The organism is Pseudomonas sp. ATCC 13867, from assembly GCF_000349845.1.
GTDB lineage: Bacteria > Pseudomonadota > Gammaproteobacteria > Pseudomonadales > Pseudomonadaceae > Pseudomonas.
Genome location: NC_020829.1, coordinates 4,378,004 through 4,392,824, shown reverse-complemented (window position 1 = coordinate 4,392,824; position 14,821 = coordinate 4,378,004). Strand labels below are relative to the sequence as shown.

Sequence of the window (14,821 nt, the reverse complement as noted above, 5' to 3'; positions counted from 1 at the left end):
GAGCGAGCATGGAGAACTTCTGGAGCGTCTTCCGCGAATCCCTGGGCAACATGCTGGGCAAGCCGCTATGGCTGCTGATGGTGCTGTCGGTGGCGCTGACCACCTTGCCCTATGCCCACCGCACCATGAACGACCTGCCGGTGGCGGTGATCGACATGGACCACAGCGCCGTATCCCGCGAACTGGTGCGCCTGCTCGACGCCGCGCCGAAGATCGCCACCCTCGGCTACGACCAGTTGCCCGACGCCCAGCACGACCTGGCCTGGCGCAAGCTGTTCGCCATCGTGGTGATCCCGCTGGACTTCGAGAAACGCGTGCTGCGCGGCGAGACGGTGACCGTGCCGATCTTCGGCGACGCCACCAACCGCATGGCCAACGGGCAGATCCAGCAGGACATCAGCGCCACCTACAACGAGCTGTCGCTGCGTTACAACCGCGAGCGGCTGATGCGCGGCGGTTTCTCCGAGCCCCAGGCGAACGTCCTGCTGCAACCGGTCATCGGCCAGCTCACCGACCTGTTCAACCCCGGCACCAGCTTCGCCGCCATCGTCCTGCCGGGGCTGGTGACGCTGATCCTGCAGCACAGCCTGCTGCTCTCCTGCACGCGGGTGAACCTCAACCTGCGCGGCGGCACCCCGCGCTCGCTGCGCCAGCCGACCTCCACGCGCTTCGGTCGCTACGCCGCGCAGTTGCTGATCTGGACGGTGCTGGCGATGCTCTTCTACGTGATCTGGCCGTGGATGATGGGTTACCGGCAGACGGCCTCGTTCTTCATGCTGATGGGGCTGGTGCTGCCGTTCCTGCTGGCGGTGATCGCCATGAGCGAGTTCATCGCCGAGCTGCTGCCCTCGGAGGAAGCGGTCTACCTGACCATGACCTTCATCACCCTGCCGCTGTTCTACATGGCCGGCTTCACCTGGCCGCCGCAGGCCATGCCGCACTGGGTGCAACTGCTGGCCGACGCCATTCCCTCCACCTGGGCGATCCGCGCCGTGGTAGAAATGAACCAGATGAACCTGCCACTCTCCGCCGTGGCCGACAGGATCCTGATCCTCTTCGGCATGGCGGCGGCTTATGGGCTGCTGGGGACGCTGATCTACCAGTACCGCAACTGGCGCTGGGACCAGCTCAAGGGCTGGTGACGGAACGATGCCCGCACGACAAGGAAAGGAAACCATGATGCACATTCGATTGTCCGTTCTACTGATGCTCGCGGCCGGCCTGGCCGGCTGCGGATCGATGCATACGCTGCGCAGCGACGAGGTGGTCAGCACCCGCGACATCAAGCTCGAAGGCACCTATTGCGAGGCGATTCCCCGGGTATACAGCGGGGTGACCTACGATCTCTGCTGGATGCACGGCGAGCCCTTCGTGCCGCGCGGCGGCGTCAGCGGTGCAACGGTCGTCTGGCCACTGGCGGACATGCTGCTGTCCGGCCTGACCGACACGGTGTCCCTGCCTTACACGCTCTATCGCCAGCATCGCGACGGCAGTATCCAGCTGCGCCGTGACTGAGCGGGACATCCGCCGCGCCGCTACCCTGGCGCCGCCTTGCACCCTGTACCGTCAGGGTCGCCCAGTTGCTGCGCGACCGACGTCGAACGCTGAACCCGGAGGATGAAATGACGCAATTGAACGGCAAGGTTGCAGTGGTCACCGGCGCGGCCAGTGGCATCGGCAAGCAGATCGCCCTGACCCTGGCCCGGTCCGGCGCGGCGGTAGCCATCGCCGATTTGCAGCAGGACGCCGCGCAACGCGTGGTGGACGAGATCGAGCGTGAGGGCGGCAAGGCCCTGGCGCTGGCGATGGACGTGACCGACGAGCAGGTGGTGGACGCGGGCATCGAGCGTGTGGTGGCGACCTTTGGCAGCCTCGACATCCTCGTCTCCAACGCCGGCATCCAGATCGTCAATCCGCTGGAAAGCTACTCCTTCGCCGACTGGAAGAAGATGCTCGCGATCCACCTCGACGGCGCCTTCCTCACCACCCGCGCCGCGTTGCGCCACATGTACCCGGCGAAGCGCGGCGGCGTGGTGATCTACATGGGCTCGGTGCATTCCCACGAGGCTTCGCCACTGAAGTCCGCCTACGTCACCGCCAAGCACGGGCTGCTAGGCCTGGCCCGCACACTGGCGAAGGAGGGCGGGCCGCACGGCGTGCGCTCCCACGTGGTGTGCCCCGGCTTCGTGCGCACGCCGCTGGTGGAAAAGCAGATTCCCGAGCAGGCCAGGGAACTGGGCATCAGCGAGGATGAGGTGGTGAAGAAGGTCATGCTCGGCGGCACCGTGGACGGCGAGTTCACCACCGTCGACGACGTCGCGCAGACCGTGCTGTTCCTCGCCAGCTTCCCCTCGGCGGCGCTCACCGGGCAATCGGTGCTGGTCAGTCATGGCTGGGGGATGCGCTGAGTTTCCCGTCGAAGCGATGCCACGCTTTTCGTAGGAGTGGACTCCGTCCGCGATAACCCGCTGCAATGCGATCGCGGACGGAGTCCGCTTGTACGAGAGCCCCGCGGGAAATGCATTGCGTGGCATCGGGCCGAGTTCCCGACGAGTCACTCAAACCGCCTTGGGCAGCGGCGCGAACAGCGCGTCGATGTCCGCGTCGTCCAGTTGCCAGTCCGAGCCCGTGCCTTCGAGGATGCCGGCGGCCAGCGCCGCCTTGTCGCGTTGCAGCAACTGGATCTTCTCTTCCACCGTGCCACGGGCGATCAGCTTGTAGACGAACACCGGCTTGTCCTGGCCGATGCGGTAGGCGCGGTCGCTGGCCTGGTTCTCGGCGGCCGGGTTCCACCAGGGGTCGTAGTGGATCACGGTGTCGGCGGCGGTCAGGTTCAGGCCCACGCCGCCGGCCTTCAGGCTGATCAGGAACAGCGGCACGCGGCCTTCCTGGAAGTTCTTCACCGGCGCACGGCGGTCGCGGGTGTCGCCAGTGAGCAGGGCGTAGTCCAGGTTGCGCTCGGCCAGCGCCTCGCCGATCAGTGCGAGCATCGAGGTGAACTGCGAGAACACCAGCACGCGGCGGCCCTCGGCGAGCAGTTCTTCGAGCATGTCCAGCAGGTAGACCAGCTTGCCCGAGGTCACCGCGCGCGCCGACTTGCCGGTTGGCGGCGGGACTTCCCTGTTCACCAGGCGGATGTCGCAGCACACCTGGCGCAGCTTGAGCAGTGCCTCGAGGATGATGATGCGGCTGCGCGCCAGGCCCCGCCGGGCGATCTCGTCGCGCACCTTGCGGTCCAGCGCCAGGCGCACGGTTTCGTAGAGGTCGCGCTGCGCCTCGCTGAGTTCGATGTGCTGGACGAACTCGCTTTTGGGCGGCAGTTCCGAGGCCACCTGTTCCTTGGTGCGGCGCAGCAGGAAGGGCCGGATGCGCGCGGCCAGGTGCATCAGCCGCGCCTGGTCGCCGTGGCGTTCGATGGGGGTGCGGTAGTCGATGGCGAACTGGCGCGCGTCGCCCAGCCAGCCGGGCAGCAGGAAGTGGAACAGCGACCACAGCTCGCCCAGGTGATTCTCCAGCGGCGTGCCGGTCAGGCACAGGCGGTTGCGCGCGTGCAGGCGGCGCGCGGCCTGGGCCGCCTTGGTGCCGGCGTTCTTGATGTTCTGCGCCTCGTCGAGGATCAGCAGGTGGTACTCGTGCTGCGCGAGCTTCTCCGCATCGCGCGGCAGCAGGGCGTAGGTGGTGAGGATCAGGTCGTGCTCGGCGATCCTGGCGAACGCCTTGCGCCGCCCGGCGCCGTGCAGGGCGAGCACGCGCAGGTCGGGGGTGAAGCGCTCGGCTTCGTCCAGCCAGTTGGGGATCAGGCTGGTGGGCATGATCACCAGCGCCGGCGTGGTCAGGCGCCCGGCCTGCTTTTCCAGCAGGATGTGGGCGAGGGACTGCAGCGTCTTGCCCAGGCCCATGTCGTCGGCGAGGATGCCGCTGGCGCCGACTTCGCGCAGGGTCTGCATCCAACTCAGGCCTTCGTGCTGGTAGGCGCGCAGCTCGGCGTTGAGGTCTTCGGGAATGGCCGCCGGGCGCGCCCGGTAGTCGCGCAGGCGGTGGGCGATCTCGCGCAGTTGCTCGCCGCCTTCCCAGGCCAGCGGCAGTTCTTCCAGTTCGGAGAGGCGCGAGGCGTCGGGCGCGCCCATGCGCAGGCGACGCACCGGCGGCAGGTCGCCGATATAGAACTCCGACAGCGTGCCCAGCATCGGCTTGAGCTTGCCGAACGGCAGCGAGACGCGCAGCGGGCGTTCCGAGGCCGTCTGCCAGGTGTGGATCGGGCTGCGCCCGGCATCCAGGCGCAGCACCAGCTGTTCGTCGTCGGCGTGGCGGGCGAGGGCGGCCGGGTCGAGCAGTGCCGGCATGCGCCGGATCAGTTCGATCAGCGACGGCAGCAGGCTGATGCGGCGGCCGTCGACCTGGATGCCCAGCTCCAGGTCGAACCACTGGCGGTCCTCGGTCTCCTCGATCTCGGCATACCAGTCTTCCACCGGCGAGATGTCGAAGACGAATTCCGGACGCACGTCGATTTCCCAGCCCTGCTCGCGCAACTGCGGCAGGCCCTCGCGCATGAAGCTCTGCCAGGCGCTGTCGTCGGGCAGCTCGAACATTTCTCCGGCGCTGTCCTCCAGCGCATCGCTGCGCCGCATCGCCGGCTTGAAGCCCAGCTCGCGCAGGTCCAGGCGCCAGGCCTGTTCGAGTTCCAGCTGGCGGCTGACGCGGACGATGCGGTCATCGCGGAACACCCGGATCTCGCGGCCCGAACGTGGGGTTATGCTGCCCGAGACCGGCATGTTGTCGTACAGGAAAGCCAGCGCGGCGCGGTGCCGGGAGATGTTCTGCATGCGTCCGCTGCGCAGGTCGAAGCCGCTGTGCACATGGCTGCCCAGGGTCAGCCGTGGCCGTGGCGCGAACTCGTCGCGCTCCACGGCGGGCAGTGGAGATTCGGCGGGTGGCTTCATCCGAGCTTCCTTCCGGCGATCCAGCCGAGTACGCAAACGTCCGATGATACCGCGAATCTTCTCGGGCGGGACGCGCAGCTGGTCGTGAACGGGCTCTGAGGAAACCAGCGGTCAGCGGGCGAAGCGTTTGGCTCCGGCGACGCACAGCACCACGGCGACGGTGGCTCCGGCCATCAGCGGGCTGACCTGCTCGTGCAGCAGCAGGCCGGCCAGCGCCAGACCGAAGAACGGCTGCAGCAATTGCAACTGGCCGACCGCGGCGATGCCGCCGGTGGCCAGGCCGTGGTACCAGAAGAAGAAGCCGATCAGCATGCTGAACAGCGACACGTAGCCCAGGCTCAGCCAGGCCGGCCAGCTGGCGCCGCTGAACGTCTCGGGCTGGGTGTACCAGGCCAGCGGCAGCATCAGCGGCAGGGACAGCACCAGCACCCAGCAGATCACCTGCCAACTGCCCAGGTGGCGGGCGATGCGTCCACCTTCGGCATAGCCCAGGCCGCAGACCAGGATGGCCGCGAGCATCAGCAGGTCGCCGGTGAAATTGCCCGCGCCGCTCTGCGACAGGGCGAAGCCCGCGACCACGGCACTGCCCAGCAGCGAACAGATCCAGAACGCCGGGCGCGGTTGTTCCCCGGCGCGCATCACGCCGAACAGCGCGGTGGCCAGCGGCAGCAGGCCGACGAAGACAATGGCGTGGGCCGAATTGACGTGCTTGAGCGCCAGCGCGGTGAGCAGCGGGAAGCCCACCACCACGCCGCCGGCGACCACCAGCAGCGGAACCAGGTCCCGGCGCGCGGGCAACTTCTGCCGCAGCACGATCAGGATCGCCGCCGCCAGCAGGCCGGCGATGCTGGCGCGGGCGAGGGTGAGGAAGGTCGGGTCGAAGTCGGCCACCGCCACCCGTGTCGCCGGCAGCGAGCCGCTGAAGATGAGGACGCCGAGGAAGCCGCTGAGCCAGCCACCGAGATTGCGGTTCATGGCGAGAGTGTCGTTCATGGTGGGTCATCCAGCAGGAAAGCGAGCTTCGAGGATGCGCCCGGGCCCGCCGGGCGGCCAGTGACAGATGGGTACAATTTGCGCAAACTGTCTGTGAATTATCCCGGTACAAATTATCCCGGTACAAATTATCCAGGGGCAGGTGAGGGGCGGCATGGGCAGGCCAAAGGGCACGCGGGTCGATTCGGTGATGCGGCATGTGCGTGAGCGCCTGGCCGCGCGGGCGCTGGTGCCGGGCGAGCGGCTGCCGTCGATCCGCCAGCTGGCCGCGCAACTGGACGTGTCCAAGACCACCGTGGTGGAAGCCTACGACCGCCTCGCCGCCGATGGCGTGATCGCCGCCCGGCGCGGTTCCGGCTTCTATGTCAGCGGTCACGCGCCGCCGCTGTCGCTGGCGGAAATCGGCCCGGCGCTGGACCGCAGCATCGATCCGCTGTGGATATCCCGGCAGTCCCTGGAGGCCGCCGACACCTCGCTCAAGCCCGGCTGCGGCTGGCTGCCGCCGTCCTGGCTGCCGGAGGACGAGCTGCGCCGCGCGCTGCGGCAGATCGCCCGGGCGCCGCAGTCGAGCCTGCTGGAGTACGGCCGCCCCTACGGCCACGCCGGCCTGCGCGAACAACTGGCGCGGCGGTTGGCCGACTATGGGGTGCCGGTCGGTCCGCAGCAGGTGGTGCTCACCGACAACGGCACCCAGGCCATCGACCTGATCTGCCGTTTCCTGCTGGAGCCGGGCGACTGCGTGTTGGTGGACGACCCCGGCTACTTCAACTTCCAGGCCCTGCTGCGCGCGCACCGCGTGCAGGTGGTGGCCGTACCCTACACGCCGACCGGGCCGGACATCGCCGTCATGGCGAGCCTGCTGGAACAGCATCGGCCGCGCCTGTACATCACCAACTCGGCCTTCCACAACCCGACCGGCGCGGTGCTCTCGCCGCTGATCGCCCATCGCTTGCTGAAGCTGGCCGAGGCCCATGACCTGCTGATCGTCGAGGACGACATCTTCGGTGACTTCGAGCATGAGAGCGCGCCGCGCCTGTCGGCCTTCGACGGGCTGGAACGGGTGATCCAGGTCGGCAGCTTCTCCAAGACGCTGTCCGCCTCGGTGCGCTGCGGCTACATCGCCACCCAGCCGCAATGGTGCGAGCGCCTGGTGGACCTGAAGCTGGCCACCAGTTTCGGCAACAGCCCGTTCAGCGCGGAAATGCTCTATGAGCTGCTGCGCAAGGGCAGCTACCGTCGCCACCTGGACAGCCTGCGCGCGCGCCTGGCCGACGCGATGGGCGAGACGCTGCAACGCCTGCGCGCGCTGGACATCCAGCCCTGGCTGGAGCCGCGCGGCGGTATCTTCATCTGGGCCTGCCTGCCGGACGGGCTGGACGCCGCCGAGGTGTCCCGCGCGGCGCTGGCGGACAACCTGGTGCTGGCGCCGGGCAACGTCTTCAGCCTCAGCCAGAGCGCGACCGGCTTCCTGCGTTTCAACGTCGCCCAGTGCCTGTCGCCACGGGTTTTCGAGGGGCTGGAGAGGGCGATGGACGTGGCGCGCGGGCACTGACGGAAATAACGTTCAGGTCGGCCCGCAGGTTTTTCTTCGTCGTACGGCTTCTGTGCAGTCCCGCTGATCCGCGGCCTGCTCCGCGCGCTGGACGTCAGCGACACCTGTGCCGTGTTGCGGTTGGCGGACACGACTGCTGACAATGACGACGACGGATTTCTTTTAATTGAGAAGCAATATCATATAATTCCGCTTTTCAATCATCCTCCGGGGACTTCCCGGAGGGCTTCGCAGGATCCACCCGCATGTCTGCTTCCCCGCGCGCCCGACGCATGACCGGCGCCCAGGCCGGCGCCGTCACCGCACGTATCCTGAGCGCCGCGGTCGGTGGCTACGCCCTGGCCTATACCGCCACCGCCTTCCTCAGCGTCTACCTGCCGATGGAGCGTCCCGACCGCGTATCCTTTGCCAGCCTGGCCAGCTTCTTCGTCTGGGTCGTCACGATCCTCTACGTCTTCGCCGCTCGCAGCGCCTGGCGCGCAACCTGGGTGCCGCTGGCGCTGAGCCTGCTGCTGGGGCTGGCGGCCTTCCTCCCCGGCGGTTACGGGGTGCGCCCATGAGCCTGCGCCAATCCATGTCCGGCCTGCACACCTGGAGCGGACTGCTGATCAGCTGGATTCTGTTCGTGGTGCTGTTCTCCGGCACCCTGTCGGTGTTCGACAAGGAACTCACCCGCTGGATGACGCCGCAGTTGCTCCCGCTGGAGCGGGTGAGCGTCGGCGCCGACCAGGTGCGCGACCTGCTCGTCGAGCGCGCGCCCGACGCCCACGGCTACTGGATGCTCCCGCCCACCGAGCGTATGCCGTACTGGACCGCGGGTTGGGAGCCGGCGGATTTCAGCGCGTTCCAGTCCTTCCGGGTGGACGCCCGGCAAGGCGAGGTGCTGCCGGAAACCGTGGGCGGCAACTTCTTCCTCGAACTGCATTACGAGCTGCATGGCGGGATGCTCGGCCTCTATGTGGTCGGCGTCGCGGGCCTGTTCATGCTGGTGGCGCTGGTCAGTGGGGTGATCGTGCACCGGCGCATCTTCAAGGACTTCTTCACCCTGCGGCCCAGCGTGGCCAGGCAGCGCGCCTGGCTCGACGCGCATAACGTACTGGGCGTGCTCGGCCTGCCGTTCCACCTGATGATGGCCTACACGGGGCTGGCGATTTTCATCACCTTCTACATGACCGCGGGAATCAAGGCCGCCTACCAGGACGATGCGGAACACTTCTTCCATGACGTCCAGGGCGCCTTCGACCGCGAGGCGCTGGGCAAGCCGGCCAAGCCTCCGAAGTCCATCGACCGCATGCTCGTGAAGGCGCGCGAGGCCTGGGGCGACGACAGTCAGGTGGGCTGGATCAGCATCGAGAACCCCAACGATGCAGCGGCGATGGTACAGGTACGCCGGGCCATCGACCGTGGCATGGTGAACGACCAGCGCACCGTGTCGTTCGACGCCGGCAGCGGGGCGCTGCTGCATGTGCAGAAGCCCTACAAGCCGGGCTACCAGACCTATGCGTGGCTGACCGGCCTGCACATGGCGCAGTTCGGCAACGATCTGCTGCGGGTGATGTATTTCGCCCTCGGCCTGTTGGGCTGCGCGATGGTCTTCGGTGGCCTGCAGGTCTGGGTGAGCAAGCGCGAGACGCGGGGGCATCGGGGCGTGGCGTGGGTGCGGGTGCTCAATGGCGCGGTGTGCGGCGGGCTGCCGCTGGCCTCGCTGGGGCTGCTGGCGGCGTCACGCCTGCTGCCCGCCGGGATGGTCGGACGCGGGCGCTGGGAGGCGACGGCATTCGTGGTGGCCTGGCTGCTGGCGCTGGCCCATGCCCTGTGGCGTCGCGGTGGTCGTGGCATGGCCCGTGAGCAGCTCGGCGCGCTGGCCGCCTTGGCGCTGCTGCTATCGCTGCTCGGCCTGTCCGGTCCCGAGCCCGGTCGGCTGACGGCACGGATCGCCGAAGGCGACTGGCTGATGGCCGGCGTCGACCTCGGCCTGCTGGTGATCGGCGTGGGCTGTGGGTTCCTGGCCTGGCGAGTGGGGCGCGAAGGCGCCGAGCCGGCGCGCGTGCGTCGCGCCCGTACCGAGGAGTACGCCTGATGCTGCTGGTGTTCGGTCTCAACCTGCTGGCGCTGGCCGCCGCCTGCCTTTCGCTGGCGCGCCATCATCGCGAGCTGTTCGGCAGCGCGCCGTCGGCTTTCCGCGTGCGCCTGTCACGGGGCGTCGCGCTACTGGATGGGACGTTGGCGCTGGCTTATGCGATTCGCCGGATGGGGGCGGAATTGGGCATCGTCTACTGGGCGTGCCTGCTGATGATCGCGGGCGCCGCGCTCGTCCTGCTGCTGGCCTGGCGGCCGCGCTGGGCATTGCCGACGGCTGCTGCCATGCCGCTGATCGGGGGCGTGGTGGCGGTGCTGGGCTGACGCCCGGGATTGTAGGGGCGAGCATGCTCGCGAGCCTTGATTGACGCCGGCCTTGCCGGCGGATCGCGTTCCAGCCCTTAGCGCTCGAACGCCAACCGAAATTCCCCCGGCGTCCCGCCCACCACCGAGCGGAACCGGTTGGCAAAATGGCTGGCGCTGGAGAACCCGCACGCCAGGGCCACCTGGGCGAGCGGCTGGCGGGTATCGCGCAGCAGGCGTTGCGCCAGGGCCACGCGGCGGGCCAGCACGTACTGGTGCGGCGGCATGCCGAAACTCTCGCGGAACATCCGCGCGAAATGGTATTCCGACAGTGCCGTCTGCATCGCCAGCTCGCCCAGCGACAGCGGCTGGTCCAGGCGCTGCTCGATATAGTCGGCCACCCGCCGGCGCATCGCCGGCGCCAGCCCGCCCTTCAAACGCAGCCCTTCACGCAGGCCAACCTGATTCAGCAGCAGATGATCGATCAGGTCATGGGCCAGCGTGCTGGTGCGGATGCGTTCGCCCGGCTCGTGCCAGTCCAGCTTCACCAACTGGCGGAAGCGCGCGGCCTGCTGCGGGTCGTCGAGGAAGGTGCGTTCATGCAGTTGCAGCTCGCGCGGCTCGCGGTCGAGCAGGCGAATACAGCCCAGGGCGAACTGCTCCTGGCCGATGTACAGGTGCGCCAGGCGGATGTCGCCGTTGACGATCCACGCCGACTCGGCGCCCGCGGGCATCACGCACAGCTTGTCCGGCGCGCCCTTGGTGCCGGGGGCACCGCGGCGGAAGGTGCCGGTGCCGTCGTTCAGGTAGCAGGACAGGGTGTGATGGCTGGGCGCGTGGTAGTCGCGAGCGTCGTGACTGTTGCTCCAGATGGCCGCCGACAGCCCGTCGCCCAGCTCCGCGCAGCGCTCCAGGCGGGCGTTTGGCGATGCGTTCATCGACTGGAAGACTTCGAGCTGTTGAATGGCGGGCATGGGCGTTCCTCTGTTGCGCCTCACTCTACTCGCGCGAGCGCGCGTTGCCAGCCCGGTTGTCGCAATAAGCGCAAGAATCTGCAAGCCGGCGCCGGAGGAGGGCGGGAGACTGTTCATCTATCATCCGGAGGCCGCCATGAACCTGTCGCTCTACCTGCTCACCGTGCTCATCTGGGGCACCACCTGGATCGCCATCAAGCTGCAGGTCGGCGTGGTCGCCATTCCGCTGTCCATCGCCTACCGCTTCAGCCTGGCGGCGCTGGTGCTGTTCGTCCTGCTGCTGGCGTCACGCCGCTTGCAGCCGCTGGGACGGCGCGGCCAGGCGATCTGCCTGGCCCAGGGGGGGTGTCTGTTCTGCGTGAACTTCCTGTGCTTCTACACCGCCAGCCAGTGGATCCCCAGCGGGCTGATCGCCGTGGTGTTCTCCACCGCGACCCTGTGGAACGCGCTCAATGCGCGGCTCTTCTTCAACCAGCGCATCGCCCCCAACGTGCTGGGTGGGGGTGCCCTGGGGCTGGCCGGGCTGGTGCTGCTGTTCTGGCCGGAGCTGTCCAGCCACGGCGCCGGGCGTGAGACATACTACGGATTGGGCCTGGCCCTGGCCGGCACCCTGTGTTTCTCCGCCGGCAACCTGCTTTCCAGCCTGCAGCAGAAGGCCGGCCTGCGTCCGCTCAGCACCAACGCCTGGGGCATGCTCTACGGTTCGCTGATCCTGCTGGGGATCTGCGTGGTGCAAGGCGTGCCGCTGACTTTCGATGGCAGCCCGCAGTACGTTGGTTCGCTGCTGTACCTGGCAATCCCCGGTTCGGTGATCGGCTTCACCGCCTACCTGACCCTGGTCGGGCGCATGGGACCGGAGCGCGCCGCCTATTGCACCGTGCTGTTCCCGGTGGTGGCGCTGAATGTCTCGGCGTTCGTCGAGGGCTACCAGTGGACGCTGCCGGCGCTGGCCGGACTGGGGCTGGTGATGGCGGGCAACGTGCTGGTGTTCCGCAAGCCCAAACCCGTTCTGCAGCCGGTGCGGGTGTGATGGCGGTGTAGGACCGGAGGGCACCCGGCTCCGGCTCGCGAACCGCCGACGGCTCCGGGCGCCTCGAACCTGTTCGCAGTTGTGGAGCAGACGCCGGTACGCAAACCATCGGCCGCCTTTCACCGAGGCGACGCCTCGGCAGGCCAGTGCCACCCTGCCTGGGGCTGCCCGCCAGTGATGAGGCGAGGGCGAGTTTCCCCGTCCTCTCCGCTATCAATCGAATGCCCTGATTACGTTCTGTCGATCCGACCGTCCGGATAGGTCGCGCCCGGCTGTACCTGGCTTCTTGCAGATATCGCTCTCTCGATTTTGCCTGCGACAAGATGTGATATTGCTCTTGAGTGTCATATCGCTATCATGTCGCCCGGCGACCTTTTGCCTCTGGAAAAGTTCCGTTGGCTCGGTTGGTCGTATTGACGCAACTGATTCTGCAAGGACGCTTACGCAATGAATGCCCCTCTTCCCCCAACCCGCAGAAGTGACGAAATCGATCTTATCGCCCTGTGTGGTTCCCTTTGGGCATACAAGTTCCTGATCCTGGGGGTCACGCTTTTCATCGTCGCTTGTTCCGCGCTGTACGCCACGCTGGCGACGCCTGTATATCAGGTGGAAAGCGTGCTTCGACCCATAGCGCTCAAGGACCTCGATGGACTCAATGAAACCAAGCTCATGGAGCTGAGCCCCGCCAAGGCATTGAGTCAGGTGGGTGTGGCGCTGGAGTCCTACAGCGTTCGTTTGCAGTTCTTCCGTGATAATCCGGAGTTGGCGGCTGCACTGCGGGTTGGTGACGAGCCGCTTGAGCAGATGCTCGAGCGACTGAACAGGGACGGATTTACCGTGCTGCGCCCGGACCTGAAGAAGGTGCCGGCCAGTTCACCCTTTGTGGGGTTGCGCTTTCTCTTCCCGGCTGGAGTCGACGGCGTTGCGATCGTCAACGGGTTGATAGAGGCTGCGGTGCAGCGGGAGCGTCAACGAATCCAGGATGATTTCAACGTTCTCCTGGCCAATCGCCTGACACGCGTCGAGAGGCAGATAGCGGTCCAGCGAGCAGCCTATGACACCAGTAAGGAAGCCAAGATAGCGGCCCTTCTGGAAGCCGATAGCCTCCGGACAATTCAGCTTACGGACGAACTCAAAGCGCTTCGCCAGCAGTTGCAGGTTCGGCGGCAAAATCGCATCAAGCAGCTCAATGAGGCGATTCAGATTGCCGAGCGACTGCATATTTCCAAGCCGACCACGCCTTCTGCCCTGGGCGACAACAATCGGGAAATACAGGGAAGCATCTTCCGGACCGAGGTCACCAATCAGCAGATACCGCTCTATTTCATGGGGGTGGAAGCCTTGGAGGCTGAGCGATCTGCCCTGATTGCCCGGCAATCGGATGACTTTTCCGAACCCCGGGTTTCCGAGATCCAGAAACAGCTGGCGCTGCTCTCCCATAACCGGGAGGTCGAGGTGCTGCGGGGGCGCGCGAACGACGAGCTGTTTCTTGCGAATCTTGCCGCGCTCACCGAGCAGAGGGCTAGATTGGAGCACCTGAGTGTCGATTTCTCGCAATTGCAGTTGGTTCAGCTCGATCAGTCCGCTACCGAGCCTTCGGCGCCGGTGCGGCCTCGCAAGATGCTGATCATGGCTCTCGGCCTGTTCCTTGGCTTGGCGCTCGGTGTGGGTGCCGCGCTTGTGGCCGTAGTCAGAAGGGGACAGCCGATAGTTCGCGAGGAACGAGCGCTGGTTCTGAACTACTCCAGCTGATGCCTGCTCGATCGCGGCCTCTTTTTGCTGCATAGGGGTAGCCATCGTCCGGGCTTCAGACGGCGCCGGGCTGAAGAGCCTGTGCTCTGAAAGGGCTGCAAGTGAAGTACGCTGCGGCTCGGCGATCTGCCTGGCGCGCAGCCAGGGGGAGCCCAGGTACGCATTTTCCCGGAGAGGCGGCTATTGATCAGCCTTTCCAGGCCTGCGGGTTGACCAGGTTCTTCGGCCGCTCGCCGCGCAGCGCGGTCTCGAAGTTGTCCAGCGCACACTCGGCCATCGCGCGGCGGGTGTCGAAGGTGGCGGAGCCGATGTGCGGCAGGGTCACGGCGTTGGGCAGGGCGAACAGCGGCGATTCGGCCAGCGGCTCCTTCTCGTAGACGTCCAGGCCGGCGGCGAGGATGCGTTTTTCCTGCAGCGCTTCCACCAGCGCGGCTTCGTCGATCACCTGGCCACGGGCAATGTTCACCAGGATGGCGCTGGGCTTCATCAGCTCCAGCTCGCGCTTGCCGATCAGCTTGCGGGTCTGCTCCGACAGCGGCACCACCACGCAGATGAAATCCGCTTCGCCCAGCAGTTCGTCGAACCCGCAGAAGCGCGCGCCCAGTGCCTGCTCCAGTTCCGGCTTGCGGCTGTTGCCGTGGTAGAGCACGTCCATGTCGAAGCCGAAGCGGCCGCGTCGGGCGATGGCGGCGCCGATGCGGCCAAGGCCGAGGATGCCGAGCTTCTTGCCGTACACGTCGACGCCGAACTGCGGGGTATCCACGGTGCGTTTCCATTGCCCGGCCTTGGTCCAGGCGTCCAGCTCGGCGGTGCGTCGGGCGGTGGCCATGATCAGCGCAAAGCCCAGGTCCGCGGTGGTTTCGGTGAGCACGTCGGGAGTGTTGGTCAGCGGGATGCCGCGCTGGTTCAGGTAGGCAAGGTCGTAGTTGTCGTAGCCCACCGAGACGCTGGAGATCACCTCCAACTGGCCGGCCTGGGCCAGTTGCTTCTCGCCCAGCGGGCGGCCCACGCCGATCATGCCGTGGGTGGTCGGCAGGGCGGCGGCCAGTTGCGCGTCGACGTCGCCCAGCCTGGGGTCGAGCACGCTGACATTGAACTGGCTGCGCAGGCGGTCGAGGTGTTCCGGGGCAAGGCGGCTGAAGACGAAGACGTTCTTTTTCATGGCGCTCGGACGGCTGGGGATCAATGAAGGGGCTAA

General features: G+C 66.9%; 13 protein-coding genes. 9 read left to right on the top strand and 4 right to left on the bottom strand.

Going from position 1 to position 14,821, the window contains the following annotated elements:
• Nucleotides 1-8: 8 nt before the first annotated feature.
• The 3 genes from H681_RS19660 (at nucleotide 9) to H681_RS19650 (ending at nucleotide 2,408) form a co-directional block, all read left to right on the top strand.
• Nucleotides 9-1,142, top strand: coding sequence for an ABC transporter permease (locus H681_RS19660; protein ID WP_015478638.1), 1,134 nt, complete (start codon nucleotides 9-11; stop codon nucleotides 1,140-1,142).
• A gap of 34 nt (nucleotides 1,143-1,176) precedes the next feature.
• Complete coding sequence (locus H681_RS19655) at nucleotides 1,177-1,515, top strand: YceK/YidQ family lipoprotein (RefSeq protein ID WP_015478637.1); 339 nt, start codon at nucleotides 1,177-1,179, stop codon at nucleotides 1,513-1,515.
• Between the two features lie 107 nt (nucleotides 1,516-1,622).
• On the top strand, nucleotides 1,623-2,408 hold the full coding sequence (locus tag H681_RS19650; RefSeq protein ID WP_015478636.1) for a 3-hydroxybutyrate dehydrogenase: 786 nt from the start codon (nucleotides 1,623-1,625) through the stop codon (nucleotides 2,406-2,408).
• A 150-nt stretch (nucleotides 2,409-2,558) separates the two neighbouring features.
• Here H681_RS19650 and H681_RS19645 read toward each other — a convergent pair whose 3' ends face one another.
• Both H681_RS19645 and H681_RS19640 read right to left on the bottom strand, forming a co-directional pair.
• Complete coding sequence (locus H681_RS19645) at nucleotides 2,559-4,589, bottom strand: DEAD/DEAH box helicase (protein ID WP_086009620.1); 2,031 nt, start codon at nucleotides 4,587-4,589, stop codon at nucleotides 2,559-2,561.
• A 462-nt stretch (nucleotides 4,590-5,051) separates the two neighbouring features.
• Nucleotides 5,052-5,915 (bottom strand): DMT family transporter, encoded by an 864-nt coding sequence (locus H681_RS19640; protein WP_015478634.1) that lies wholly within the window; start codon nucleotides 5,913-5,915, stop codon nucleotides 5,052-5,054.
• Between the two features lie 172 nt (nucleotides 5,916-6,087).
• On the opposite strand from H681_RS19640, the gene H681_RS19635 reads away from it, so the two are divergent.
• From H681_RS19635 to H681_RS19620, 4 genes are all read left to right on the top strand, one after another.
• On the top strand, nucleotides 6,088-7,485 hold the full coding sequence (locus tag H681_RS19635) for an aminotransferase-like domain-containing protein (protein ID WP_015478633.1): 1,398 nt from the start codon (nucleotides 6,088-6,090) through the stop codon (nucleotides 7,483-7,485).
• A 245-nt stretch (nucleotides 7,486-7,730) separates the two neighbouring features.
• Entirely contained in the window at nucleotides 7,731-8,045 is a 315-nt protein-coding gene (locus H681_RS19630; protein ID WP_015478632.1) for a hypothetical protein, read from the top strand.
• Nucleotides 8,042-9,565 (top strand): PepSY-associated TM helix domain-containing protein, encoded by a 1,524-nt coding sequence (locus tag H681_RS19625; protein ID WP_015478631.1) that lies wholly within the window; start codon nucleotides 8,042-8,044, stop codon nucleotides 9,563-9,565. Before H681_RS19630 ends, H681_RS19625 begins: the two co-directional genes overlap by 4 nt.
• Entirely contained in the window at nucleotides 9,565-9,888 is a 324-nt protein-coding gene (locus tag H681_RS19620) for a DUF3325 domain-containing protein (protein ID WP_015478630.1), read from the top strand. The genes H681_RS19625 and H681_RS19620 overlap by 1 nt, the downstream gene beginning before the upstream one ends.
• Nucleotides 9,889-9,965: 77 nt before the next feature.
• Here H681_RS19620 and H681_RS19615 read toward each other — a convergent pair whose 3' ends face one another.
• Nucleotides 9,966-10,841, bottom strand: coding sequence for an AraC family transcriptional regulator (locus tag H681_RS19615; RefSeq protein ID WP_015478629.1), 876 nt, complete (start codon nucleotides 10,839-10,841; stop codon nucleotides 9,966-9,968).
• Nucleotides 10,842-10,977: 136 nt separating this feature from the next.
• On the opposite strand from H681_RS19615, the gene H681_RS19610 reads away from it, so the two are divergent.
• Together H681_RS19610 and H681_RS19605 are read left to right on the top strand one after the other, a co-directional pair.
• Nucleotides 10,978-11,871: a DMT family transporter gene (locus tag H681_RS19610; RefSeq protein ID WP_015478628.1), complete on the top strand. Its 894-nt coding sequence runs from the start codon at nucleotides 10,978-10,980 to the stop codon at nucleotides 11,869-11,871.
• 447 nt (nucleotides 11,872-12,318) lie between these two features.
• On the top strand, nucleotides 12,319-13,623 hold the full coding sequence (locus H681_RS19605) for a Wzz/FepE/Etk N-terminal domain-containing protein (protein ID WP_015478627.1): 1,305 nt from the start codon (nucleotides 12,319-12,321) through the stop codon (nucleotides 13,621-13,623).
• A 187-nt stretch (nucleotides 13,624-13,810) separates the two neighbouring features.
• Here H681_RS19605 and H681_RS19600 read toward each other — a convergent pair whose 3' ends face one another.
• On the bottom strand, nucleotides 13,811-14,785 hold the full coding sequence (locus tag H681_RS19600; RefSeq protein WP_015478626.1) for a 2-hydroxyacid dehydrogenase: 975 nt from the start codon (nucleotides 14,783-14,785) through the stop codon (nucleotides 13,811-13,813).
• Nucleotides 14,786-14,821: the final 36 nt, after the last annotated feature.